This is a genomic window from Arcicella rosea, from assembly GCF_014204325.1.
Lineage (GTDB): Bacteria > Bacteroidota > Bacteroidia > Cytophagales > Spirosomataceae > Arcicella > Arcicella rosea_A.
The window spans coordinates 92,038-118,744 of the sequence record NZ_JACHKT010000003.1; the positions used below are offsets into that span (position 1 = coordinate 92,038).

General features: G+C 35.4%; 17 protein-coding genes. 7 read left to right on the top strand and 10 right to left on the bottom strand.

All coding sequences use genetic code 11. The features are described from left to right. Positions 1–65 precede the first annotated feature (65 nt). Positions 66–878 (top strand): tRNA threonylcarbamoyladenosine dehydratase, encoded by an 813-nt coding sequence (locus tag HNP25_RS03205; protein WP_184130184.1) that lies wholly within the window; start codon positions 66–68, stop codon positions 876–878. 41 nt (positions 879–919) lie between these two features. Here HNP25_RS03205 and HNP25_RS03210 read toward each other — a convergent pair whose 3' ends face one another. From HNP25_RS03210 to HNP25_RS03220, 3 genes are all read right to left on the bottom strand, one after another. Continuing rightward, positions 920–1,741: an aminotransferase class IV gene (locus HNP25_RS03210; RefSeq protein ID WP_184130187.1), complete on the bottom strand. Its 822-nt coding sequence runs from the start codon at positions 1,739–1,741 to the stop codon at positions 920–922. Between the two features lie 190 nt (positions 1,742–1,931). After that, positions 1,932–2,666, bottom strand: coding sequence for a proteasome-type protease (locus HNP25_RS03215; protein ID WP_184130190.1), 735 nt, complete (start codon positions 2,664–2,666; stop codon positions 1,932–1,934). A 189-nt stretch (positions 2,667–2,855) separates the two neighbouring features. Continuing rightward, a complete protein-coding gene (locus HNP25_RS03220; RefSeq protein ID WP_184130193.1) occupies positions 2,856–3,851 on the bottom strand; it encodes an alpha-E domain-containing protein in 996 nt (331 codons plus the stop codon). Between the two features lie 367 nt (positions 3,852–4,218). Between HNP25_RS03220 and HNP25_RS03225 the strand changes: the two genes are divergently transcribed. Continuing rightward, positions 4,219–6,924, top strand: a complete 2,706-nt coding sequence (locus tag HNP25_RS03225) for a TonB-dependent receptor (protein ID WP_184130197.1) — start codon at positions 4,219–4,221, stop codon at positions 6,922–6,924. Between the two features lie 75 nt (positions 6,925–6,999). On the opposite strand, the gene HNP25_RS03230 is transcribed toward HNP25_RS03225, so the two are convergent. The 4 genes from HNP25_RS03230 to HNP25_RS03245 all read right to left on the bottom strand — a co-directional run bounded on the left by HNP25_RS03230 (position 7,000) and on the right by HNP25_RS03245 (position 11,654). Beyond that, positions 7,000–8,799 (bottom strand): acyl-CoA dehydrogenase family protein, encoded by a 1,800-nt coding sequence (locus HNP25_RS03230; protein WP_184130200.1) that lies wholly within the window; start codon positions 8,797–8,799, stop codon positions 7,000–7,002. A gap of 130 nt (positions 8,800–8,929) precedes the next feature. Further along, complete coding sequence (locus HNP25_RS03235; protein WP_184130203.1) at positions 8,930–9,397, bottom strand: MarR family winged helix-turn-helix transcriptional regulator; 468 nt, start codon at positions 9,395–9,397, stop codon at positions 8,930–8,932. A gap of 223 nt (positions 9,398–9,620) precedes the next feature. Next, positions 9,621–10,097: a hypothetical protein gene (locus HNP25_RS03240; protein ID WP_184130206.1), complete on the bottom strand. Its 477-nt coding sequence runs from the start codon at positions 10,095–10,097 to the stop codon at positions 9,621–9,623. Between the two features lie 324 nt (positions 10,098–10,421). Next, positions 10,422–11,654 carry an ROK family protein gene (locus tag HNP25_RS03245; RefSeq protein WP_184130209.1) on the bottom strand — a complete coding sequence of 411 codons (1,233 nt, stop codon included), beginning with the start codon at positions 11,652–11,654 and terminating at the stop codon, positions 10,422–10,424. Positions 11,655–12,305: 651 nt separating this feature from the next. Here HNP25_RS03245 and HNP25_RS03250 point away from each other — a divergent pair. The 4 genes from HNP25_RS03250 to HNP25_RS03265 all read left to right on the top strand — a co-directional run bounded on the left by HNP25_RS03250 (position 12,306) and on the right by HNP25_RS03265 (position 21,849). Continuing rightward, complete coding sequence (locus HNP25_RS03250) at positions 12,306–15,392, top strand: SusC/RagA family TonB-linked outer membrane protein (RefSeq protein WP_184130223.1); 3,087 nt, start codon at positions 12,306–12,308, stop codon at positions 15,390–15,392. An 18-nt stretch (positions 15,393–15,410) separates the two neighbouring features. Continuing rightward, positions 15,411–17,018 carry a SusD/RagB family nutrient-binding outer membrane lipoprotein gene (locus HNP25_RS03255; RefSeq protein ID WP_184130226.1) on the top strand — a complete coding sequence of 536 codons (1,608 nt, stop codon included), beginning with the start codon at positions 15,411–15,413 and terminating at the stop codon, positions 17,016–17,018. Between the two features lie 161 nt (positions 17,019–17,179). After that, complete coding sequence (locus tag HNP25_RS03260) at positions 17,180–20,521, top strand: FG-GAP-like repeat-containing protein (protein ID WP_184130229.1); 3,342 nt, start codon at positions 17,180–17,182, stop codon at positions 20,519–20,521. Further along, the gene (locus tag HNP25_RS03265; RefSeq protein WP_184130232.1) at positions 20,518–21,849 is read left to right on the top strand and encodes a vanadium-dependent haloperoxidase; all 1,332 of its coding nucleotides are present in this window, start codon (positions 20,518–20,520) and stop codon (positions 21,847–21,849) included. Before HNP25_RS03260 ends, HNP25_RS03265 begins: the two co-directional genes overlap by 4 nt. Before the next feature lie 51 nt (positions 21,850–21,900). On the opposite strand, the gene HNP25_RS03270 is transcribed toward HNP25_RS03265, so the two are convergent. Continuing rightward, a complete protein-coding gene (locus HNP25_RS03270) occupies positions 21,901–22,872 on the bottom strand; it encodes a hypothetical protein (RefSeq protein ID WP_184130235.1) in 972 nt (323 codons plus the stop codon). A 306-nt stretch (positions 22,873–23,178) separates the two neighbouring features. Here HNP25_RS03270 and HNP25_RS03275 point away from each other — a divergent pair, with 306 nt between their 5' ends. Beyond that, on the top strand, positions 23,179–23,913 hold the full coding sequence (locus HNP25_RS03275; protein ID WP_184130238.1) for a hypothetical protein: 735 nt from the start codon (positions 23,179–23,181) through the stop codon (positions 23,911–23,913). A 533-nt stretch (positions 23,914–24,446) separates the two neighbouring features. Here the strand turns inward: HNP25_RS03275 and HNP25_RS03280 are convergent. After that, the gene (locus HNP25_RS03280) at positions 24,447–25,913 is read right to left on the bottom strand and encodes an amidohydrolase (protein ID WP_184130241.1); all 1,467 of its coding nucleotides are present in this window, start codon (positions 25,911–25,913) and stop codon (positions 24,447–24,449) included. Between the two features lie 21 nt (positions 25,914–25,934). After that, positions 25,935–26,660 carry a nitroreductase family protein gene (locus HNP25_RS03285; protein ID WP_184130243.1) on the bottom strand — a complete coding sequence of 242 codons (726 nt, stop codon included), beginning with the start codon at positions 26,658–26,660 and terminating at the stop codon, positions 25,935–25,937. Between the last annotated feature and the right edge of the window lie 47 nt (positions 26,661–26,707).

Here is a 26,707-nt window from a genome sequence, read left to right on the forward strand (position 1 = left end):
AAATCGGGGAAATGGCCCTTTTATCAACTCATAGCATTGTAGTTTATGAGTATAATTTTTGAAAAATGAGTGATTTAGCTTGGCTTGGAAGAACCAAATTATTAATAGGAGACGAAGGAATCCAGAAATTACAAAATGCTCACGTTTTGGTGGTGGGGCTTGGTGGTGTTGGCTCTTTTGCCGCAGAATTTATTGCTCGTTCGGGTGTTGGTACAATGACAATCGTTGATGGAGACGTGGTTGACCCTTCTAACAGAAACAGACAATTACCTGCACTTTCTACCACACACGGACAGCCGAAAGCTGATTTAATGGAAGAACGTTTATTGGCAATTAATCCTGAATTGAAGCTAACAAGTATTCGTCAATTTCTTTCACCCGAAGCAGTTGAAGAGATTTTAACCAATAATAAATTTGATTATGTGATGGATTGTATTGATTCCATTACGCCAAAATTGATGTTGCTGACAACGGCATATCAAAAAAACTTGAGAATTGTAAGTTCGATGGGAGCGGGCGGTAAAGTTGACCCAACAAAAATTCGTACCGCAGATTTATTTGATACTCGTGAATGTTACTTGGCATCACTTGTCAGAAAACGACTTCGTAAACTTGGTATTCGTTCGGGCATTAAAGCGGTTTATTCTACTGAAAAAATGATGGAAGAATCATTGATGTTAACGGATGGGTCAAACTACAAAAAATCAGCTTATGGTACGATTTCTTACATGCCAGCTGCTTTTGGAGGTGTCTGTGCTTCGGTCGTTTTAAGAGATTTATTAGGTTTCCCAGTAGAAATGGAAAAGAAATTAAAAGCTTTGGCTAGTCGAGAAAAGAAACAACAAGAATTAGAAAAAAAGCGAAAAGCTGCTAAATAAAACAGAGAGGCAATTGTTATGATAAACAATTGTCTCTCTGTTTAACTAAAGTTTTTTTCATGTTCCAAGAATAAATCTTGAAGTTTTTTCGTGATTTTTCCAACTTTCCCTTCACTAAATACTTTGTTATCGGTTTGGGTAATAGCGATAATTCTTTTGGTGCTTCCAGTCGTAAATACTTCGTCGGCATCCCAATATTCTTGTGTACTTAGGTCTCTTTCCTCTACTACAAAATGCCTTTTAGCGATATTCAGCACGTGTTTTCTTGTTACTCCAAACAATGCACCATCTACAGGAGTGATGATTTTTTCATTTTTAATGACAAAAATATTACTTCTAGAAGATTCTGAGATGAGTCCATTTTGATGATAAAGTACATCATCTGCACCAGATTCTTTTATTTTGGCTAAAGCCCTGATAGGAGTAATATAATTGAGGGTTTTAATTTCAGGGATTTCTCTTCGGTATTCAACACTCATTAGTTTCATCCCCACATCAGCAGGTTTGAATTCAAAAGGTTTTCCCATGACGATTAAATTAGATTGCTCCGCAGGAGTATAACCATCAGCAGAGTAACCGCCAGTCATTACCATTTTTACGCCTAGTAAATGTTGTGGATGTAAGCGAATGATTTCTAAAATGATATTCCTAAGTTCATCACGAGAAGCAGGAATTTTTAAACCCATTAAATTGGCTGAATTCTCAAAACGGTCGAGATGGTCTTCTATAAAAATAGGTTTTCCATCAATGGCACGAAAAAAATCAAAAATGCCGTAACCTCGAAGTAAACCAAGGTCACTAACATGGATATTAGCGTTCTCGGCAGGAATAATTTGTCCGTTTAAAAAAATATACTCTTTCATTTTGTGGCTAATCAAAAGGAACGGAATTTATAATGATCAAAGAAATACTTGATTAATCTGATTCAACAAATGATGCTGTTCTGTTATTATAAAATTCCGAAATTGGAAGAAGGAGATGATGAATTTGAGGATGATGGATAACGGAAACAGAAGGCTTGATATACTTTAAACACATCAAGCCTTCTATTATTTATTGAACTTCACAGCTTTTTTCTAAAATATTTTGTAGCCATTCGTTTGGCAAATTATCGACAGAATCTTTCAATAAAGCGTTCCATTTTTTGGTTACTTCGCTCATATCATCTTTAGTAAGGCGATGTTCTATAACATTGAAACTATCTTTTTGATAAACAATTACATCAATCGGATAATCAACATCGCTTGCACTTACTTGCGTAGCATCGAATGAAAGGAAGCCTAATTTTAGGGCATCTTCTAAAGAAGTTTCGTAAGATAAAGTACGATTCAACAAAGGTTTTCCATAATTAGAATTACCAATAATTTGGTACTTTAAGCCTTCATTAATCTCAATCCAATTGCCTTCAGGAAAAATCAAAAACAATTTATGTTCATCATCATGTGGCATTTGTCCGCCCACAATTGAATGCAAATTGAAGTTATAACCCTCTGCTTTTAGCGTTGCTTTGTCTTCTTGAGCTACTTTTCTAATCATATCACCGAAGGCATTAACAGCTTCGTACATATAGTCAAACTTGCAACCTTTTTCTTCTGTAAGTCTGTTAAAATAGATGATAGATTTATCTCGTACTGATCTTAGACCAGCCGTCATGATAAAAAGAGAATGGTTACCTACTTCGTGAATAGATACCTTTTTGTTGGAGTAAACCTCAGTTCCAGCTGTAATTCTAGTGTCAGCGATAGCCACGATGCCTCCACGTACTTTAATCCCTAAACAGTATGTCATTTGCACAGTCGATAATTTGTTTGAATCTATTAGTCAATTAAGATTTGTTTCTAAACGAGCAAACGTTAATATGCAGGTTTAATCGTACAAAATCATTTATATAGTCAACTAATGATTCCAGCTTTTTTGTAAATAGTGGTTGGCTAGTTATAAGTAAAAATAACTAACATACAAAAGTAAAAAAACTACTTATTGTTCTACCATATTTAAGTGTATTTCTTCTTCAATTACTGGTTTTAAATCAAAATACGTTTTAAAGATTGCTGCACCAACAGCATTATTTTTTTGTTGAAATTCATCAAGATATTGATGTAAACCCGTATCAAAAATATCTTTAATTTCAGTGAATTCTACTTCAGAACGTAATTTACTAAGTGCTTTTTCGGCAGGATTTGAATACGAAGCTGTGATAGCAGTACCTGAAATTTCGTATAATGACAATTCTGCCTGACGAATACAGTGCATAACCGAGCGAGGGAATTTTTTATCTAGCAGTAAAAAATCGACAATCGCCGTTGGATTCATTACTTGGTACTGCTGACGAAACATATTATAAGCACTCACCGATTTTAATACGGATGACCAAAGCATCAAATCTAGCGGTGAACCTACTGCACCAATTTCAGGCAAGAGCGTAAAGTATTTTACATCCAAGAATCTTGTTGTTTTATCTGCACGTTCAATTAATCTGCCCAAACGCCCAAAATGCCAACCTTCGCCTCTGGTAATGGTTGAATCAACAATACCATAAAACAATTGGCTACCCGTTTTGATATTCTCTAAAAAACCTTGGTACCGTGCCAATTCCCATGACTTACTTTCGGCAGCAGCATCTTTTACCGTCCAATAAATTTGGTTAACGTACTCCCACATTTCACGAGAAATACTCTCACGAATGGTTCTTGCATTTTCACGGGCTTCAAGCAAACAGGATAAAATCGAGTTTGGATTTTTTACATCAAAAGCCATAAAATACAGCACGTTTTCACGAGTAGGTGCATCATAATGTTTCTGGAAGATATAATTATCGGCGGTGGCAATAATCAGCGGTTCCCACTGTTCAGGTACGTCAGGAGGTAAGTCAAGTGCTAAATTGAAGTTTACCGAAATAAAACGGGCATAATTATCGGCACGTTCGATGTACCGATTCATCCAATAGATAGAATTTGCTACTCTGCTAAGCATACATTATGGGTTTAACGTGTTAATGGGAAATTTATGAAAACAATTGTACTTCACCAAAGGTTGGTTTGCGATACCAATATGAAGTAGAAATTGACATTTTCTTTACAATTACGTATTCATAAAATTAGAAGAAAAATCTATTTAATCAACACCTTCCGAATGATTTTAGCAAGTTTAAATAGTGTTCAATACTGTAGTCTTTTTTTAGTTATATTTTTCCTTGAAAAATGATTATTCCTTTTTGGGGACTTTATAAATAAAAAAAATGATGGGTATATTAAAATATCGTTTTTATGTTATATTGCAAATAGTTATTTAGCTTTTCGTTAAAATAACCAAATTAATATTAATCTTTTCTAAAAAACACATGAAAAAAATTTTTCTACTTACAATTCTAGCGATGCTAGGATTTAGGGGGCTAAACTATGCCCAAGACAAAACCCTGACTGGTAAAGTCAAAGATGCGAAGGATGGCGCTGTATTACCTGGAGCTTCTGTTGTTGCCAAAGGGACATCAATCGGAACAGTAACCAACAGCTCAGGAGAGTTTACGCTGAAAGTACCCGTCTCGGTGTCTGTTCTAACAGTATCCTTCATTGGTTATGCATCCAAAGATGTGCCTGTTAGTACTGGCTTTTTAAATGTTTCGCTTGATGTTGCTAGTAATCAGTTAGAAGAGGTAGTCATTTCAACGGGTAGCCGAAATTCTAAAAGAACGATGACCGACACGCCGCTCCCTCTTGATATTCTCTCTGCGGCAGATTTAAAATCTACAGGACAAACTTCTTTCGACAAAGCACTTCAATACCGAGTACCTTCATTCAATACGGTGAATACTCCTGTAAATGATGCTACCTCATTACTTGACCCCTATGAAATTAGAAATATGGGACCAAGTCGAACGTTGATTTTGATTAATGGGAAACGTAAAAACACAAGTGCATTGATGTATATTCAGACCTCTCCGGGTCGTGGAGAATCAGGTGCTGATATTTCTGCAATCCCGCAACAAGCCATTAAACGTGTTGAGATTTTGCGTGATGGTGCTTCTGCTCAATATGGTTCAGATGCAATTGCAGGCGTAATGAACATTATTTTAAAAGATAAGTTTGATTATGGTTCAGCTACGCTTACAATGGGTATTACTGCCAAAGGAGATGGAAAACACATTGGTTTTTCGGTGAACAATGGTTCGAATTTTGAAAAAGGATATATCAATTATACGATTGATTTTAGCCGTACAACTTTGGCAAACCGTCCAGGTAAAGTAAGTGCTGATGCAGAAGCTGATGCTAGTTTAGGTTTTGGTGCTCCTTTGGCACAAGTAAAGAGTTTCTTGGCACTTAAACCCGATGCTGGAAATGTTAATGGTCAGCCAGAAAATACCGCTGCTAAATTCTTAATAAATGGTGGATATTCAGTGGGCGAAAAAGCTGAATTGTATTACACTGCTGCTTATGTGTATAAAAGAGTAAACAGTTTTGCGAATTATCGTACTCCGTATTGGAGACCAACTGACAATGGACTTTTAACACCAGCAGGACAGACCTATTTGGGGTATGTACCTACTTTCCAAGGAGATTTGAATGATTATACTGCAACCATCGGTGTCAAAAGTGAATCAAATGGTTGGAAAACAGATTTAAGCTTTACAACTGGTGGAAACAAACAATTATATACAGTTTCAAATTCTGTAAATCGTAGCTTAGGGAAAGGCTCGCCTACTTATTTTAAACCCGGAGGATATGAGTTTAGTCACAACGTTGGAAATATTGATGTTTCCAAACAAGTAAATGATAAGTTGAGTCTTTCGTTTGGGTCAGAGTTTCGAGCAGAAACCTTCACTGTTTTTGTAGGAGATACTTCTTCTTATGTAGGCTCTGGTGCGGATTCTTTTCCGGGAACGACTCCGAACAATGCAGGAACAAATACTCGTTTTAACTTTGGTGGATACGTAGATTTAGGATATGATATTACCGATAAATTTTTAGTGAATGGTACTTTACGTTCTGAACACTATAGCGATTTTGGCGATGCAACAGTTTATAAAATTAGTTCACGTTATAAATTTACAGATAAAGTAACATTGCGTGGTTCGTATTCTACTGGTTTCCGTGCACCTTTATTACACCAAATTTATCAACAACAAGCACAAGCTAGTTTTGTGCCAGGTCAAGGTATTCAAACAAAAGGGGTTGTTAATAATGTAAGTCCACAAGCTTTTGCTTTAGGAGTACCAAAATTGACTCCTGAAAAATCAACCAACTTTACAGTAGGTTTAGGTTTGAATCCAACGAAAAATCTGAGTGTTACTTTCGACTATTATAATATTAAAGTAAAAGATCGTATCGTTTTAGGTTCTGAAATTGAAGGAACAGAAGCTGGCAATACTGCTTTAGATAACATTTTGACATCAAATGGTATTGTTGCAGTAAGTTTCTTTGCGAACGCTTTGAATACAACTACTTCTGGGCTTGATTTTGTAGTTTCTCAGAAGAATGTTGAATTGGGAATGGGTAAATTGGGAATCAATTTAGCAGGTAATTATACTTTTGAAAATAAATATACTTCAATCAACAACCCGAAATTGATAGCCGATGCTGACAAATCAATTTTTGATAGAACACAAGATGCTTTATTGTTTTCATCTCGTCCAAAATACAAAGTAATTCTTGGATTCGATTATTTAATCAAAGGCATTAATATCAATTTGAATAATACTTTATTTGGAAAAACTCGTTTCCATCAAAATGGTTTAGACGCTAATACTGATACTGAATTTACTCCAGCAGTCGTTTCGGATTTAGCAATCAGTATTCCATTCTCATCAAAAACTACTTTTACATTTAATGTAAACAATGTGTTGAATGTATTACCAAAATGGGATTTTATTGACCTTAAAACAGGCGTTAAAACACGTTATGATGCAAACAACAATGTACCATCAGCAAAGTATTACGAACAATATAATTTAATTACCTTCAACGGACGTTACTCAAGAGTTACTTATGATGGCTCTCAGTTTAGCCAATTAGGTACTATTTTTAACGCAAGTTTGAATATTAAATTCTAATTTATTGCTAATACGAAAAGAGGTCTTTACTAGCTGAGTAAATACCTCTTTTCGTATCAAGTCATATTATTATCACTAAAAAGCATAACTATTTTTTTCGATAGATACTTCTGCAATTCTTCTACGAGCATCTTTGAGATTCATCGGTTCTATTTTTGTAAAACGTTTCAAGCCCATTAGCATTACACGGAGTTCATCGCCTTCGGCAAAACTTGTAATGGCAGATTTTCCTGCATTATTTGTTTTCTCAACGGCACTGTGTAAATAGATTAAAGCGGCATCTTTTTGTAAAGCACAAGCCGCTTCGCCACGTACAGTAATCAATTTTTCAACTCTCAATAGTGTCGATTCAGCCACATAAAGTTCAATCATCATATCTGCCAAATTCATGATGATTTCTTGTTCTTGTTCAAACTTCATCATGAATTTTTGTAATGCTGCACCAGCCACCATCAAAATGGCTTTTTTCATATTTTTGATGACCTTTTTCTCTGCTACGAAAATGCCTTCTTCATCAGAAATACTAAAATCAGGTATAGCCATAATCTCTTTTCCAACTTCCATTGCCGCAGGCATCAAATTGATTTCTCCTTTCATGGCACGTTTCACAACAGTTCCTACCGAAAGCAAACGATTGATTTCATTCGTTCCTTCAAAAATTCTATTAATTCTAGAATCTCTATAAGCTCTATCCATCGGTGCTTCAGCAGAAAAGCCCATTCCTCCATAAATTTGAACGCCTTCGTCAACTATAAAATCCAATATTTCAGAACCATGTACTTTTAGCATTGCACATTCTATGGCAAATTGCTCAACACCTTTTAGTTTTGCTTGAGATGATTCTACGCCACTTGCTAATAAATCTTCAATAGCATCGTCAATGTTTTGTCCTGCACGATAACAAGCTGATTCAGAGGCAAAAACTTTCACATTCATTTCAGCAATTTTGTGTTTGATTGCACCGAAATTACTAATTGAAGTACCAAATTGTTTGCGTTCGTTGGCATAATTAACGGCTTTCCCAATAATTCCTTTAGAAGCACCCACAACAGCAGAAGCTAATTTGATACGACCGATATTTAGAATATTAACGGCAATTTTAAAGCCTCCTTCACGAGTATAAAGCTGATTTTCAACTGGTACTTTGCAATCATTAAAGAAGATTTGACGAGTAGATGAGCCTTTGATACCCATTTTACGTTCTTCTTCATTCATGGTAATACCACCAAAATCTTTTTCAACAATAAAGGCTGTTAACGATTTATCAGCATCAATTTTAGCAAAAACAATGAATAAATCAGCAAAACCGCCATTGGTTATCCACATTTTTTGTCCGTTGATGATATAATGCTTTCCATCTTCAGATAACACAGCTTTAGTTTTCCCAGAATTAGCATCCGAACCAGCATCTGGTTCTGTTAAACAATATGCGGCTTTCCATTCTCCACTGGCTAATCTTGGTAAATATTTGGCTTTTTGTTCTTCGTTACCATAATATAAAATAGGTAAAGTGCCAATACCTGTATGTGCCGACAAAGCTACTGAAAAAGAATGTCCGCCACCACAAGCTTCTGCTACCAACATTGATGTATTGAAATTCATCCCAAAACCACCATATTCTTCTGGAATAGCTGTTCCTAATAAACCTAGCTCTCCAGCTTTGTCCATTAGTTCAACCATCAAATCGGTGTTTTTGGCATAATCAATTTCATCTAAACGTGGATGTACTTCTGTACGAAGGAAATCCAAGCAAGTTTGGGCAATCATTTGTTGCTCTTCTGTGAAGTCTTCAGGAGTGAAAATCTGTGAAGCGTCGATGTCTTTAATTAAAAACTCGCCTCCCTTGATGGAAGCTTTATTAGCTGTGATTGTCATGTCTTTATCAATTTAATCTGAATAAAAGCCTAAAATATGATGCTTACATACTATTTTATGTAAAGATAAGCAATAAAAAAAATGTTATGCAAGCATAACATTTAAAATAATTTTATTCCAGAAATTTTATTTAGATAAACTCATCTTCACCTATATTATCGGCTTTATAACCAGCGGTATCTATATCCACAACTTCACTGATTTTTTCCATCACTTCAAAGAAAATCTCTAGTTTTTCAGCACCAATTTTTTCATAAATAGCATTGTTGAAAATTAATACACCTTCACGGGCTTTATCTCTTTTGCGTTTGCCTTCTTCGGTAAGATATACTTTTACTACTCTTCGGTCGTCCTCATCGGTTTCTCTTCTAATCCATTGTTTGTCTTCTAAAGATTTTAGCATTCTAGTCAAACTTCTTGGTTCTAACCCCAAAGCGGGTGCTATTTTAGTAGCAGGAGTGCCTTTTTTGTCGATATTTAATAAAACATAACCAATTGCCATTGTCATGTCGAATGGTGCAGCAAAAGAGTTGTACATTCTGCTAATGGCATGCCAACCTGATTTTATGTGATAATCTACCGTTTTATCTGCTTTCATATTGGATGGATTGTTTATGAAAAATTAAGAAGCTGTTTTAGGGAAATTTTAATTAAATGTTATGCTTTGCATAATATTGTAAAAATGGGAAAGAAAAAATTGTTCTGCAAGCATACTACTAAAATAATGATTATTCAACCGTTTTTAAGCCAAAAAAAAGAGCAAGCTATTGAAAGCTTACTCTGGTATTGAAAATATCATTAGCAGTAAAATACGTTTATTTTTATTGTGACTTGATTTTATTCCCTTTCATTCTTCTTATTTTTACTTTCATATTGGTGAAAACACTTCTTGAAAGCATGATGCGTACTCTTGGTTTTTTGTAAATTACCAAGTATTTACTGCCTTCGTAATCTATTCGAGAAAACATCGGACTACCATTATTATCAACCAACTGGTAGAAGTATTCTCCTTTTTCACCAGCTACTGGCCCAAATCTTAAAGAACTTTCTTCATTACTCTTTTCAAAAGCAATCATCAAATGTCCATTATTTTCAGCTTGTACAATGCCGGGTGTATTTTTTTCCAAAGCAATTCTATTGATGTATCTACCATTTTTAAAAACTACTTTCCCAGATTTGATATTGGCATCTGAAGATGGTACTTCCCTTTCTAAGTAGAGTGGATTGTCATTATAAAATTGTATTCGAGTAAGGTCAAGTTCATTTTCTTGAAGTTGGTGCATTAAGGAACCTGTCAAATAAACATTTTTTTGACAGCTAGTGAATGTTATTACAATTATGATAAACAGAATCTTTTTCATTACTTCTGGCGAATTAGTTGGAGGCGTGCCCATAAAAATACTCAAAAAGTTAATCAAAATCCAAATTTCCAGTGATTATAAGCACGATAAATAATTTAGGAGTAAAAAAAGCAGGAAATTCGATGATACTTGATGTTATTTTTATATAACTAATTCAAAATAGATAAGTGTGTAAAAAATATATGTAAAATAATAAAGTCATTTAAGAATATCACAACCTCACACAACCATGATATACTTGAAACGAATGCTACATGATGGCTAAGCAACGATAATATTTTCGATTAAATATACTTGTGTACCAAGCATTCTAGCAGACTCTCCCAATGTGGAAATTTCGATGCTTAAATTACTTTTAAAATCTACTAAACAATATTTATTGATAGCTTGCTCAATTGGGTTACTGATAAATCTACCCGCTTTTGCTAGAATTCCATTTACAACAATCGCTTCTGGGTTAAATAAATGTACCGCAATTGAAAGCCCTTTTCCCATTTCTTTACCAATATCATAAAGTAAATCAATTGCCAGTGCATCACCACCGTTGGCAACTTTAATGACAAATTCTATATCAATTTCTTCAAGATTTGTTTTTGCTAATTTAGATACTTTCCCTTCTTTTAAACATTCTTTAATTCTACGGATTAAAGAAGCCGCCGAAGTGAGGGTATCTAAGCAACCTACTTTTCCACAGTGGCAAAGCTCTCCGTTTTCTTTTACTTGAATATGGCCGAGTTCACCAGCGAAACCATTTGAACCTTGAAATACTTTGCCATTTAGTACAATTCCTAAACCAACGCCACCCCAATCCATATTAACAGAAAAAACATTTTGCATACCCTTAGCCAAACCAAATTGATTTTCGCCAATAATGGTAGCTTGTGTATCATTGATAAGATAGAAAGGGAGTGAAAAACTATTTTCAAGCCATTCAACCATTGATTGCGTTTCAGGATTTACCCTTATATAAGTATAATTGAAACCACTTTTTGGATTAATTAAACCCGGCATTGAAATACCAACACCAATAAGCTCACTAAGGCTAATGCCATAGTTTGCTACGATTTCGTTGATTGCAACAGCAATTTTATTCAGAATAAGTGGACTATCCTCTAAGCAAAAATGCAAATCTTCCTCAAAGAGAACTTGATTTTGTAAATTAAGGATGGCTGCCTTAGAATGATGCACCGCAATGTCCAAAATAATAGTATATCGATTTTTTGGGTTCAATGAATAAAGGATTGGCTTTCTACCAAATTGTGCTTCAGCAGGACCAATTTCAATAATCCAACGTTCATTCATCAATTCTTCTAATAATGCCGTAACAGAAGGCACGCTAGAGTGAATCTCTTTAGTTAACTGGGCAATGGTTTTGTTGCCATTGAAGTATAAGTCTTGTAATATTTTACGTCTTAAACTATTTTTCTTCTTATCGACAATCGATTCTTTATCAAATACTTCTAATTCAGAAGGTTCTATGGAAGTGAAAGACATGTTTCAATTAATGAGTTTATGTGAAAAATAAGGTTATTGATTTTAGGCATAATCACCTCTGTAAATCTTCCTAAAAAGGGTTCAGTACTGAGCTAAAAAGCAATAGTTAAAATGGTTTCATTACAAATGAACAAAAAAATAAATTTCCTTACAACCGAGTTGTCTGTAATGTAAATAATTCTTGCGATACTTTTTAATAAATTTTACTAAGTAATATTTTATAAATTAAGGGGTAGGGTTAAAATATTCTTAAATTATGCAATATATTGCCGTTTTTAATAAAATTTTGCATTTTTTTTTAGATTTTTTAATATTTTTGGTCAACACTTACAGTATTTTATTATATTTATTAACTTTTTAGTCAAAATGAGAAAATGAGATATTTTAAATAAAATTATTATATGTTAAATATATATAAATTTTATTTAAAAAACACCCCTATTTTGATGAATAATGTTAATATAAATGTGCTTGTAGTATAAAATTTGAGGTAGGATGTGCAACTGAAATAATCAATTGAATATCAAATTAATTAATCATATAATCATGTACATGCAAACCCAAATCCCGCCCTGAGGTCATCCAAATATCTTGACCAAAGGTTATGTTTTTTTAAAAAAAAGTCTATTTTTCACTGTAATCTTAAAAAAAATGAAAGCATGCAAAAGTAATTTTACAATGTTAATTACTGCATTACTAATCTTTTCAAGCTCGCAACTTTTTGCGCAGGCAATTAAAGGTAAAGTAACGGACAGTAATAAGGTCGGCCTATCAGGGGTTAGTATCCAGATTAAAGGTACTACTAAAGGAACAACCACAGATGCAACAGGTAGCTATTCGATTAGTGCTACTAAAGGTGCAACATTAGTATTTAGTTCAGTAGGATTTGTTCCTAAACAAATTCCAGTAGGTGACGCATCAGTAATTGATGTTACATTAGATGCCGACAACCAATCTTTAGATGAAGTTGTTGTTACAGCTCTTGGTGTATCTAAAGAAGCTAGAAAAATTGGTTATGCTGTAACCAAAATTGATGGTGGAGTAATGACGCAAGCTCGTGAAACTAACGTAGCTTATTCATTGGCTGGTCGTGTGGCTGGTTTAAATATCTCGGGTACAAGTGGTGGACCAGGTTCATCTGCTCGTATTTTATTAAGAGGTATGGCAAGCTTTACAGCATCTTCGCCTTTGATTGTAATTAATGGTGTGCCGATGGACAACACTCAAAGAGGTAGTGCTGGTGAATGGGGTGGTGCTGACCAAGGTGACGGTATTTCAAACATCAACCCTGATGATATTGAAGACATGACTGTATTGAAAGGTGCTTCTGCATCTGCTCTTTATGGTGCAAGAGCTGCCAACGGGGTTATTCTGATTACTACTAAGACTGGTAAAAAAGGTAAAATGGCTGTTGAGTACAACCTTAACGTTGTAGCTGACAAAGCTGTTAACAATACTGATTACCAATATGTGTATGGACAAGGTATCAATGGTGTGCGTCCGAAAAACGTAACAAGTGCTTTGAACAGTGGTATGTTAAGTTGGGGTGAAAAATTAGATGGTGCTTCTACTATCCAATTTGATGGTAAAATGTATCCATATTCAGCTGTAAAAGATAATATCGAAAACTTTTACAGAACTGGTGCTTCTGTAACAAACTCTGTTTCTGTTTCAAATGCAAGTGATTTAGGTTCATTCCGTTTGTCAATCGCTAATTTAGATAACAAATCTATTTTAAGAAATAGTAGTTTAGACCGTAAGACAATCAACTTTACGGGTTCTCAGAAAATGGGAGATAAGTTAACTGTAAACTTGATGGTGAACTATATTGATGAAAAAGCAAACAACAAACCACAATTAAGTGATGGTCCATTGAATGCTAACAACATCCAATATTTAGCAACAAGTGTAAACCAAACTGCTTTACAACCAGGTTATGATGTAAATTCTCCATTAGGTGCTGAAATTCAGTACAATGATGATATTTATGTAACAAACCCTTGGTTTGTAGTAAACAGATACCAAAATGATGTTACCAGAAAACGTTTGATTTCTGCTATTACTGCGAAATACGATTTCACAAAATGGTTGTATGGTCAAGTGCGTTTAGGTTATGACTATATGAATGACGGAGTATTCAAAATCACTCCAACAGGTACAGCTTATTCAAATGGATTGAGAGGTGGATTTGATGAATTATCAAAAGCTACTACTTCTGAATTAAATGCTGATGCTTTCTTATCTGCTTCAAAAGATATTACTGAAGATTTCAGTATTGACGCATTGGTAGGTGTGGCTCTTAGAAATAATAAATACGATAGAATTGCTATCGGCGGTGGTCCATTTGTGATTCCTTTCTTCTATAGCCCTAACAACGTACTTTCTTTTAACAGAAGCTATGGCTATAACGAGAAAGAAACACACTCTGCATTTTACTCATTAGACTTTGCTTACAAGAAATTGCTTACATTATCGACAACTGGTCGTTATGATGCTTTCTCTACTTTGCCAGTGAATAACTATGGAATTTTCACTCCATCTGTTTCATTGAGTTTGGATTTAACAGACATTGTAAAATCTAATAAACTTAGCTATGGTAAATTACGTGCATCTTATGCAGTAGTATCTGGAGAACCTGAAAGACCATACAGTACTTCACAGTATTATAACGTAGGTTCAGCTATTCAAGGTGTAACGACTGGTTCATTCGGCTCTACTTTACCAAACTTGTTCTTAAAACCATATACTTTAACAGAATATGAATTTGGTACAGAATTGAAATTCTTCCAAAATAGATTGGGTGTTGACCTTTCTTATTTTACTCGTAAAACTAAAAATGAAATTATCAACGGTTCACTTTCTGATGCAACAGGTTATACAGGTCAGTACATCGGAACGGGTTCTACTCAGAACTCTGGTATAGAATTAATGTTGAGCGGTACTCCAATCCAAACTACCAACTTTAGCTGGAAAACTTCATTCAACATCACTACGATTGCTAACAAAATCTTAGATATCTCTGGTACTGGTACTGATAATGAGCAGTCTGGTCTTGGTACTTATCGTCCATTGAATGCCAACACTGCTTTAGTAAAAGGTATGGCTGGTCCACAAATTATGGCTTTAGACTACGTGAGGGATGCTAAAGGAAATATTGTAATTGATGCAGCAGGTATTCCAAAACAAGCGGCTTCAAGAACTGCCATGGGTTCTGTATTACCAAAAGTATTTGGTGGTTTCAACAACGAATTCTCTTATAAAGGCTTCAATTTTGCTTTCTTGATTGATTACAAGTTTGGTAACAAAGTATTGTCTGCTACAAACTACTACTCAATTTACAGAGGTTTGAACAAAATGACATTAGAAGGTCGTGAAGGCGGTGTAGTAGCAGTAGGAGTTACAGAAAATGGTTCTCCAAACACTGTAAGTGTCCCTGCTCAAACTTATTACCAAACTTTAGCAAGACGTATATCAAGTTTAAACGTATTAGATGGTGATTTTATCAAATTACGTCAAGTTACTTTTGGATATACGCTTAACAAGAAACAGTTAGGTATCTTACCATTCCAATCAGTAGGTGTTTCATTTGTTGCTCGTAACCTTTTCACGTTGTTGAAATATACAGACAACATCGATCCAGAAGCAGGATTCTCTTCACTTGTCGGCTATGCTGGAATCGAAGGAAACAGTTTGCCAATGACTCGTACTTATGGATTTAACTTAAACATTAAATTCTAAACAAACTTTACAAAGAATATGAAAAAGTTATTTATATATATCGGACTAACGGCATTGCTTTTTCCAATAGGATGTACTTCTGATTTCGAAAAAATCAATACAGACCCTAATGCTACAAGTGCTGAGGTCTTCAACCCTAACTATCTTTTGTCTCAGTCGCAATTCGACTATGGCAATACTGGATATTCGCAATTATTGTATCAAAGTATGTGGACACAATCTTTAGCTTCTACTTTCTCTTACTATGGAAACGGAGATAAGTATGTAGCTTCTGGTAGTGCTTTGGCGTACCAAGGAAGAATTTTCGGAGAAAACTACCGTTCAGCTTCTTTGGCTGTTGAGATGCAAAATCTTACAAAAGATAAGCCAGCATTGTCTAACTTGTACAATGTAGGTACAATTATGAAAGTGTTGAATATTGCTCATATCACTGACTGTTATGGGGATGTTCCTTATACTGAAGCTTTAAGAGCAAAAGAAGCGATTACGCTTCCAAAGTATGATACTCAACAAACTATTTATCCAGGAATGTTAGCTGAATTAGAAACGGCTATCAAAAACTTAGATGTAAACAAAACAGGTCCAACAGCAGACTTAATGTACAATGGAGACGTAACGAAATGGAAGAAATTTGGTTATTCGTTAATGTTGCGCTTAGCAATGCGTATGACTAAAGTTGACGAAGCTTCAGCAAAAGCTTGGACTGAAAAAGCAGTAGCTGGTGGTGTTTTCACTTCTATCGCTGATAACGCTAAAGTATTAACTGACAATAGTACACAAGGAAATAATACAACTGGTGCATTAAGAGTAGGTGATGATTACCGTGAAGTTCGTTGGAGCAAAACTTTCATGGATTATTTGAAAGCAACAAATGACCCAAGAATTTCTGCTATTGCTGAAGTTGCTCAAGCTGGTTTAGCTAACAACTCTAATCAAGATTTAGCAGGTGATAACACTGCTTCAATCCAAATTGGTTTACCAAATGGTTATGATTTGAACGGTGGTACTACTGATATTAGCAAACATCCACAATATCCGGGAGCTTCTGGTACTGGAAATGATGTAGCTGGTGTAGGTAAATATTCTCGTCCAAGAACAGCTATTTACTTAGATCGTAGTGGTGTAAACTTCGTGTTGACTTATGCTGAAACTGAATTATTATTAGCAGAAGCAAAAGTAAGAGGATGGAATGTTGGTGCTACTTCTGCATCAGAGCATTATAACAATGGTGTTACAGCAGCAGCAGCTTCATTAGCTCAATTTAATGGCGTAGCTTCTTCTGATGCAGCGATTAAAACTGCCGTAGCAGCGATTCCAGCTTATTTGACAGCAAATCCATTGAATGTTAGCTCAACTACTGCTTCATTGAAACAAATCAACGAACAGATTTGGGTAACTACTTCAATTACTTTCAACTTTATCGAAACTTGGTCTAACTGGAGACGTTCTGGTTTCCCAGTACTAACACCAGTTGTGTTTGCGAACAACTTCTCGAATGGTACTATTCCAAGAAGAATTCCTTACAAAGTTGAAGAAGCTTCAACCAACCCTGTAAATTATGCTGCTGCAGTGGCACGTTTATCAGGTGGTGATACATTCACAGGAAGAGTTTGGTGGGATAAATAAATCAATCATCAATGAAAGAGCAAGGTATTTATGCCTTGCTCTTTTTATTAAAAGTACTTAACTATTATTCAAAAGATTTAGAATTCAGATTAGCAAAATATCGTATTTTTTCTCAACTTCGACTAAACCCTTTTTAGTCGAAGTTTTTTATAAGATTTTATATGAAGATTCCAGTGATGAGCCATTCCCCTTCTAAAATACTTTCCTTTATTTTCTTGAGTTTGTTATGCTTTAAGGCTACTGCTCAACAAACTTTGTTTCAAAAACTTGATGCTAAAAAAACAGGTATTGATTTTAACAATCAAATTGATGAAACTGAAGAGTTGAACGTAATGGCTTATGAGTATTTTTTCAATGGGGCAGGTGTAGCCGTTGGCGATGTAAATAATGATGGCTTGGAAGATGTGTTTTTTACCGCCAACATGAAAGCCAATAAACTGTACTTGAACTTGGGAAAATTACAATTCAAAGACATCACCAAAACGGCTTCAAAAGATTTAGAAGGTAGAAAAGGAGCTTGGAAAACTGGAGTAAGCATGGCGGATGTGAATGGCGATGGATACTTGGATATTTATATTTGTTATTCAGGAAAAGTAGAAGAGGAAAATCGCCGAAATCAGTTATTTATCAATCTTGGCAAACAGAAAGATGGTTCAGTAAAATTCATCGAAAAGGCAAAAGAGTATGGTTTAGATAGTCCTTGTTACAGTACGCAAGCGGCTTTTTTAGATTATGATTCAGACGGAGATTTAGATATGTTCTTGCTCAATCATAATGTAAAGAAGTATGATAACATGGAGTTGGCTCGCCTCAGAAATGAAATTGACCCTCTGGCTGGCAATCGTTTATTTGAAAATAAAAACGGACATTTTGAAGACGTGTCTGCCAAAGCAGGTATTCATCAATATCCATTAACTTTTGGTTTGGGTGTCGCCATTGCCGACATTAACAAAGATGGATTACCAGATATTTACGTTACCAACGATTATAACGAACCCGATTATTTATACATCAACAAAGGCAATGGTACTTTTCTGGAAGACACCAAAAAGTCATTACAACATCTGGCTCAATTCTCGATGGGCGTGGACATTGCCGATATAAATAATGATGCTTTGCCTGATATTCTTTCGCTGGATATGTTGCCAGAAGATAATCGAAGACAAAAGCTTTTGCAATTACAAGAAAATTATGAGTCTTTTGAACTCATGCAAAATCAAGGTCTTCAGAAACAATATATGCACAATATGTTGCAACTGAATCAAGGAAATGACCGAAATAAAATTCCATTTTTTAGTGAAATCGCTCGCCTTTCGGGGCTATCAAGTACCGACTGGAGTTGGTGTCCGCTCATTGTTGATTTTGATAATGATGGATTGAAAGACGTTTTTATCACTAATGGTTATTTAAGAGATTATACCAACAAAGATTTTTTACGATACTGGGGCGATTACAAAATCCGAAAAGCAATGGACAGAGAACCCATTCAATTGATGGATTTGGTGCGTGCGATGCCTTCAACAAAATTGCCTAATTATATCTTTAAAAATAATGGTGATTTAACTTTTAGTAACCAGCAAGAGGCTTGGGGAATGTCTGCTCCAAGTATTTCAAGCGGAGCAGCGTATGCAGATTTAGACAACGATGGCGACTTAGATTTGTTGATTAATAATATCAATGAAGAGGCTTCTATCTATCAAAATACCAGTAGAGAAAATGCTCAAGGGCATTATTTACAAATAAATCTTATTGCTGACAAAACCACGAAAACAGTGCTTGGCTCTAAAGTATATTTATATGCTGGCGGTCAAGTACAATACCAAGAAGTAAATCCCTATCGTGGTTATTTGTCATGCGAACCAATGCGTTTACATTTTGGTTTGGGAAAAAATACGCAAGTAGATTCGCTCAAAATCTTTTGGCCCGACCACACCGAACAGTGGCTCAAAGCATTGTCAGCAGATAAATTACTTTCTATTAAAAAGAATAGCGAAGCAATTTCCTCTTTTGAACTTATCGAAGACCCAATTTTCCAGAAAGTATCCTCAAAAATTCCCTATTTACACGAGCCTTTTATCGAAAACGATTTCAAGCGTCAGCCTTTAATGCTGTTTATGTATTCGGCGACTGGGCCAGTACTTGCCAAAGGCGATGTGAATAAGGATGGTTTGGAAGATATTTTTGTGAGTGGCGATAAAAATCGTAATGGAAAAGTACTGGTTCAGCAGAGTAATGGTACTTTTTTACCGATTGAAAATTTAGAAATTGGCGATGAAAATAATTCATCCATCGTTGCGGCAGTTTTCTTTGATGCTAATGGCGACGGATTCCAAGATTTGTATATTGCCAAAGGTGGATATTCACTTTTTGAAGTAAATACACCTTCGTTTCAAGATGAAATTTTCTTGAACAATGGCAAAGGAAAATTATTCCCTTCTACATACTCTTTGCCGAATTTGAGTGCCAGTAGTAAAGCATTTGTGCGTCCTTGCGACTTTGATAAAGATGGCGATATAGATTTGTTTGTGGGCGGACGAGTACTGCCCGGTCGTTATCCTATTGCACCAGAGTCGTTTTTATTAGAAAATAATGGTCAGGCGAAATTTACCATAAAAAATATTCCTTTTGCCAAATTGGGAATGCTGACAGATGCACAATGGACAGATATTGATGCGGACGGCAGACAAGATTTAGTGATTTGTGGTGAATTTATGCCTATCAAAATTTACTTGAATAAGCCAGAAGGTTTTGTGGATAAAACAAGTACTTACTTCTCCGAAACAGATAATGGTTTGTGGTTTTCGCTGGCTTTGGAAGATGTAAATGGCGACGGTCAAAAAGATATTATTGCAGGAAATTATGGCGAAAATTCTGTTATAAAAGTGTCAAAGCAACAGCCTGCCGAATTGTATTTTGCTGATTTTGATGATAATGGTTCAATTGACCCATTCTTGAATTTTTATGTACAAGGCAAATCGTATCCTTTTGTAAGTCGTGATGAATTGAACGACCAAATTTTCCCGATGAGAAGACGATTTTCTTCCTATAAAAACTATGCTGACGCAACCATCAACGAAGTATTGACGAAAGAAGAAATTGCCAAAGCAACGATTTTAACATTGAATGAAAACCGAACAGTTTGTTTCCTAAGTAGTATCGGAACAGATAAAAGTATTCAATACCAAAAGAAAGTACTGCCTTTACAAGCTCAATTTGCTCCAGTTTCGCAGATTTTAGTAAAAGATTTTGACAAAGACGGGAAAAACGACCTTTTGTTGTTGGGAAATAAAACCGACAATCGATTGAAATTAGGCAGTATGGATGCCAATTATGGCTGTCTACTGAAAGGAAATGGCAAAGGAGATTTTACCTATCTCAATCAGACTACTGCTGGACTTTCGGTGAAAGGTGACGTAAAATCTTTTGTAGAAATGAACATTGGGGCTGAAAAATATTTAATCATTGCTGCTTTTAACCAAGCACTTCAATTTTATAAAGAATGATTTATCTAAGAAAATTTTCCCTGCTGATAGCTTTACTTAGTACTTTTTCAGTACAAGGATTTAAGGCAAAAAAAGAACCGACAGCCTATTTACAACCTGCTGTTTTTTCTTTGACGATGGTGATGCTCCATGATGTGGTAAATCCGCCAGCGGCGAGTAGATTTTACTCATACAGTTTGTTGGGAGCTCACGAAATACTGGCACAGCACGACAAAACAATTCCTTCGCCGAGTACTTATATCAAAGGTTTTCCAAAATTCAGTATTCAACATTCGGGCGAGTACGACTATCATTTGGCAGCTTTGTACGCAATTTTGGAAACGGGAAAAAGAATGTTGCCTTCGGGTTTTCAGTTGGAAGAAGACCAAAAGAAAATACTTGAAAGTTGGAAAAATGATGGTTATTCAGAGCAAGTAATTACAAATTCTATCAATGTAGCTCAAGAAGTATCACAAAAAATGGTGGCTTGGGCAAAAAATGATGGCTATTTAAAACTGAGTACTTTAAGAAGGTACAAGCCCATAAAAGGAGAGGGGAATTGGTATCCAACTCCGCCTGCCTATATGGAAGCCGTTGAACCTAATTGGCGAACGATTAGACCGATGGTGATAGATACTTGTAACCAATTTAAGCCGATTCCACCAGTTGCGTACAGTGCAGAGGAGGGGAGTGAATTTTATAAATTGGCGAAAGCGGTATATGATATTAGTAAAAACTCCACTTTAGAACAAAGAACCATCGCCGCTTTTTGGGACTGTAACCCTTTTGCGATTAATACTTCTGGACACATGTCGATTGGTTTCAAAAAAATGAGTCCGGGCGGACACTGGATGAATATTACCAGTATCGCTTCGAACAAAGCAAAACTTCCCTTTGGACAATCGTTGATGCTTCATTCATTAGTAGCTACTACTTTGATGGATGCTTTTATTAGTTGTTGGGATGAAAAATACAGAAGTACCAGAATCAGACCTGAAACGGTAATTAATAAATTGATAGATATTCGTTGGCAACCTCTTTTACAAACGCCACCGTTTCCAGAATATACCAGCGGACACAGCGTAATTTCAACCGCTTCGGCAGAAGTATTGACTTACTTTTTGGGAGATAGCTTTGAGTACGTAGATGATTCTGAAATTTATTTTGATTTACAACCCCGCAAGTTTACTTCTTTCCGACAAGCCGCCAACGAAGCCGCCGTTTCTCGTTTTTATGGTGGAATTCATTATATGGATGCTATCGAAAACGGACAAACACAAGGTGGAAATTTAGGGGAATTTGTTGTGAATAAAATCAAAACCTTGGGGATTCAGCCTTTTTCGAAGTAGTAGTTTATAGTTTCTGGTAAGATTGGATTATGAATGATGCTTCTCAGCTTATCATTGCAAAACTTGTTGCTCTGCACGCAGTTTTGCTACTTGTAAAATATTGTTTTGGATGTCTTTCATAATCCACCTTGCCCACCAACTTGCATAGAAATTGAAAGTTGTGTTTAGTTTAAAGTGACTATATAAATGTAGTCTATGCGTAGTTGAATTGAGTTTTTCAAGTTCGTAAGTACCGTTTAAAACATCAAAATATTCTCCGCCAATTACTACATGTTCATCCATTGTTGTGGATGGTATTTCATGTGGATAAGCTTTGATTGAAAAGGTCATTTTCTTTTTATCAATATAGTCGGATACCGTTTCATGAAATACTAGGCCATTCGTGAATATAGCTTCTCTGTAGGCTCCAACTCCTTCAAAATTTAATTCAGCTTTAATAGGTCGTGGGAATCCTAACGTTTTAGTGAGCCAGCCTTTATCTTGATTTGCTTCTATTGTGCGTACACGAGTGACATTATGCCAAATTTTATCGGCTGGAGCTTTGATGTCAATATAAGTATAAGCTTCATAAGTTCCGGGAATAGCACCAATCATTGCTTCAATGGGAGCAATAAAAATTGGGAGAAGTACTAATATTGAAACATAGACATTATTATCCTTTTTTTTCATTTTGAAATACCCTCCAATAAGCCCTCCAACTGAAGCAGCCACTAAAAACAATGGCATAACCATCAGCCAACAAGCCCAACCTTCAATGGCTAATCCAAGTGTCACAAACAAGAAGAGGAAAATAGGTACCCACAGAGCAATTACTTTGTAAGATGTTTCTTTGACTTTTTCTTCACTTGAAAAGTAAACAACTAATGCACCAACAATGGTTGGCAAACAAAATAAAAAAGACATTGACATTACTGAAAATAATTCCCGCCATGTGTTAATTCCAAAAAGAAGCCTCAATACAATGGCATATCCTGTTGGAATAGCTATTACTTTTAAAATATTTAAGATTTTTTGTTTGTGCATGATTAAGTATTAATTGGACTGCGTATTTTAATGATTGGTATTCTTCATTAAAAAGTCTCAGTAATTACACTTTCTATATATTCTTAATTAAAAATATATTGAGTTTTGTACTAAAAAATATTTAACAGAATGATGTTTTTTAAAATTTTCTATATTAACTTTAATTAATCAACAATGATAGGTAAATAACCTGTTTGTCAGGTTGATACACCACTAAATAGGTTCATAAACTTTTTAATCGTTTCATTACTTGAGCGTTTAATTGATACTTTTTTATACCGAATTTTTAATCTAAATCATATTATTATGCAAACTACACAAGAAACTGGAAATGCAGTAAACATTTCTAACTTCGAATCACTTATTGCCAAGTGTATCACCTTTGGTGAACGTTACAACCCTTCAAGGGATTTATTGAAAATCCCCAATTTAGAAAATCAGTTATCTGTAGCAAGAGATTTGCTCGACCAATCTAAAACTTTTGAAGCAACATATAATAATGCTGTTATTGTAAGAAAAACAGCATTTGCCTCCTTAAAGCCATTAGGAACTAAGGTTGTTGGTGCCTTGTCTATTGCTGGTCTTGATGATGCCGTTGTTGAAAGAGGAAAAGCTATTATTCGTAAAATAAGAGGGCAAAGAGCCACAGCCAAGCCAGAGGCTTATGAAGAAAATGGGGTTACTATTACTCCTAAAACTATTTCTTCTAGTCATCAAAGCTATGATTATTTAATAGAACACTTAAACTCTTTAATTGCTTTGTTAAATGTTCATCCTGAATATAATCCTAATGAAACTGAACTAAAAGTAGCTTCCCTACAAGAGTATTCGGCTGAGTTAAGAACAGCAAACACGGCAGTAATAAATGCTAGTGTAGCACTTGATATGTTTAGAGAGCAAAGAAATAAAACCTTGTATGAACCTAAAATTGGTTTGGTAGCAATTGCCTTTGATGTAAAGACTTATGTTAAAACAGTTTTTGGCGTAAATAGCAATGAATACAATCAAGTAAGCGGTATTGCTTTCAGGAGTTCAAAGTAATATTTGATTGACAATCAATATATAGCAAATCCTATGACGTTTAAGCAATAGGGTTTGCTATTTTTTTTGATGTGTTAATTATCATTTAATTTGATAAATCGTACAACTTGAGTTAATAACCCAACTGTTAGAATTACCAAGTTGAAAGCTTGAATTAATAACCTGAGTGTTAGAATTGCCAAGTCGAGAGCTTGAATAGGTAACCTGAGTGTTAGAATTGCAAGGTCGAGAGCTTGAATAGGTAACCTGAGTGTTAGAATTGCAAGGTCGAGAGCTTGAATTAATAACTCGACTGTTTGAATTGATAAGTCGAGAGCTTGAATTAATAACCTGACTGTTTGAATTGCTAAGTCGAGTGCTTGAATTAATAATATAACATTTAGAATTAATAGAGCGAAGATATTTTCTTTATGTGTCTATGCACTTTTTTGAAATAATTTATTCGGTAATGTTGTTGTAAAAAATAAAAATATGAGGCACAAAAAATCCCCTTCTTGATTTGGGAAGGGGATAGGTAAAAAGAATTATAAATCTTACTTTCTGTAGTCTAAAGCAGGTTTTCTGTCGCCTAGTAGTGCTTCGTATTTAAAGTTAGCACCTCTTTTTTGCAACCATTCTTCTTTTGCTTTGTCAATTAATGCTTGGTCTTTGAACAAATCTAAAGCCGTGCAAGCTAAAGTTTTAGCCGCTACAATCATTCCTTTTTGCCCAATACCCATACCACTTGTAGCTGTTGATTGCCAACTATGTGCCGATGAACCCGGAACCCACGTAGCTGTTTGTAAACCTACTGTTGGTACTGTCCAGCTAACGTCGCCTACATCAGTTGAGCCCCCACTTGTTGCACTTTCAGCCCCATTACGAAAATCTTTGACCAATGCAGCATTTTCGATAGGCTGTTTTTGTTCACCCAAAGTCTCACTTAATGATATAGCAAACTTTTTTTCTTCTTCATTATACACTACTCCGCCAACTTTAGCCAAGTTGTTGTGCATTACATTGGCTAAAGTAATATTTGGCAACAAATTAAACACACCTCCTAATACTTCCCATTCAACTTTAGTGCCTGTTCCTAATGCAGCACCCTGTGCAGCATTTTCAATGCGCTTCCAGACACCTTGAAGTATTTCACGGTCTTTATGGCGAGCGTAATAATATACTTCGGCATAAGCAGGGACTACATTGGGTGCTTCACCACCTTTTGTAATTACATAATGGATACGAGTATCTTGTGGGATATGTTCACGCATCATGTTTACCATCATATCCATTGCTTCAACACCATCTAATGCAGAACGTCCACGTTCTGGAGATGCAGCAGCGTGTGAAGCAATTCCTTTAAAACGAAACTTAGCATTTTTATTGGCTAAAGAAGTACCCGCATCGGCTGAATTCTGAGCACCCGGATGCCAGTGAAGTACTACATCGACATCATTGAAGAGTCCGTCTCGTACCATATAAACTTTACCCGAACCACCTTCTTCTGCGGGGCAACCATAAATCTTGATAGTCCCTTTTTGACCAGACTTTACTAACCAATTTTTTACTTCAACGGCAGCAGCAACAGAAGCAGTACCAAATAAATTATGTCCGCAACCATGACCACCCTTTTGATTAGGAATAGGGCTGATTTCAGGAACAGCTTGTTGTGCTAAGCCAGGTAGAGCGTCATATTCACCTAAAATACCAATAACTGGTTTGCCTTCACCAAAGCTTGCAACAAATGCAGTAGGAATCCCTGCTATGCCTGCTTGTACTGTAAAGCCTTCTTTCTTGAGTTGTTCTTGTAAAAGTAAAGAACTCTTTTCTTCCATGTAACCCAATTCTGCAAAATTCCATATCTGTTTAGAGATACCTGCATACTCATCAAAGCGTTTGTCGATGTTGCTGATGATTGTTTGCTTGTCGGTTTCTGAAGATGAAGTTGTGTTTACTTTTTTCTTTTGGGCATTTCCCAAAAATGACATCAGCGTTAGTGCGAGTAATAATGGTTTTTTCATAAAATAAAGATAGTTTGTTAATTATACTTCAAAGATTACCTCTTGATTAGGCACACGGACTCTTTCTGAATAAATACCTTCAGGTTTTCCAATACCACATGCTATAATCATATTAATTTCTGCTGAAGAAGGAAGCTTCAATATTTTTTTAACTAAATCGCTATCAAAACCTTCCATTGGGCAAGTATCATAACCTTCCGATGCCATGCTTAACATGAATGTTTGAGCAGCTAAAGCACATGATTTATGACACATTACTCGCTGGTCGCCATGATTACGAATCCTCAAGAAAGGTTTATTAAAGCCCATGAAAAATACAATAATGCTTCTCAATAAAGTATTAAAGCCGAATGAATCATATCTGTAAACCAATGGCATTAATTTCTTATAATAATCAAAAGCTCTAAGGTCTTTTTTAGTTAATTCTTTGCCTTCAAATTGTTTTTCAAGCTTGTCGATGTTCCATTGCACTCTTTCTTTCCATTTATCTTGGCGAGTCACAAAAACAACTAACTGACTAGCCGTTTTAGCAGCTGATTGCCCCATACAAGCTTTGTTAAGGGCTTCATGAACAGCTTTAGTTTTAATTTGATAAAACTCCCAAAGTTGCATATTGCTACTATTTGCTGAAAGTACAGATAAGGCTATAGATTTAGAAACGACGGATTCATCGAAAGGTGCATTATTATCGAAAATTCTTACAGAGCGACGTCTATCAACAATGCTTTGAAATGTGGAGGTAAACATATTTTATGGTTAGGATAATTTGTAAATGTAATTTACTCGAAAATCCT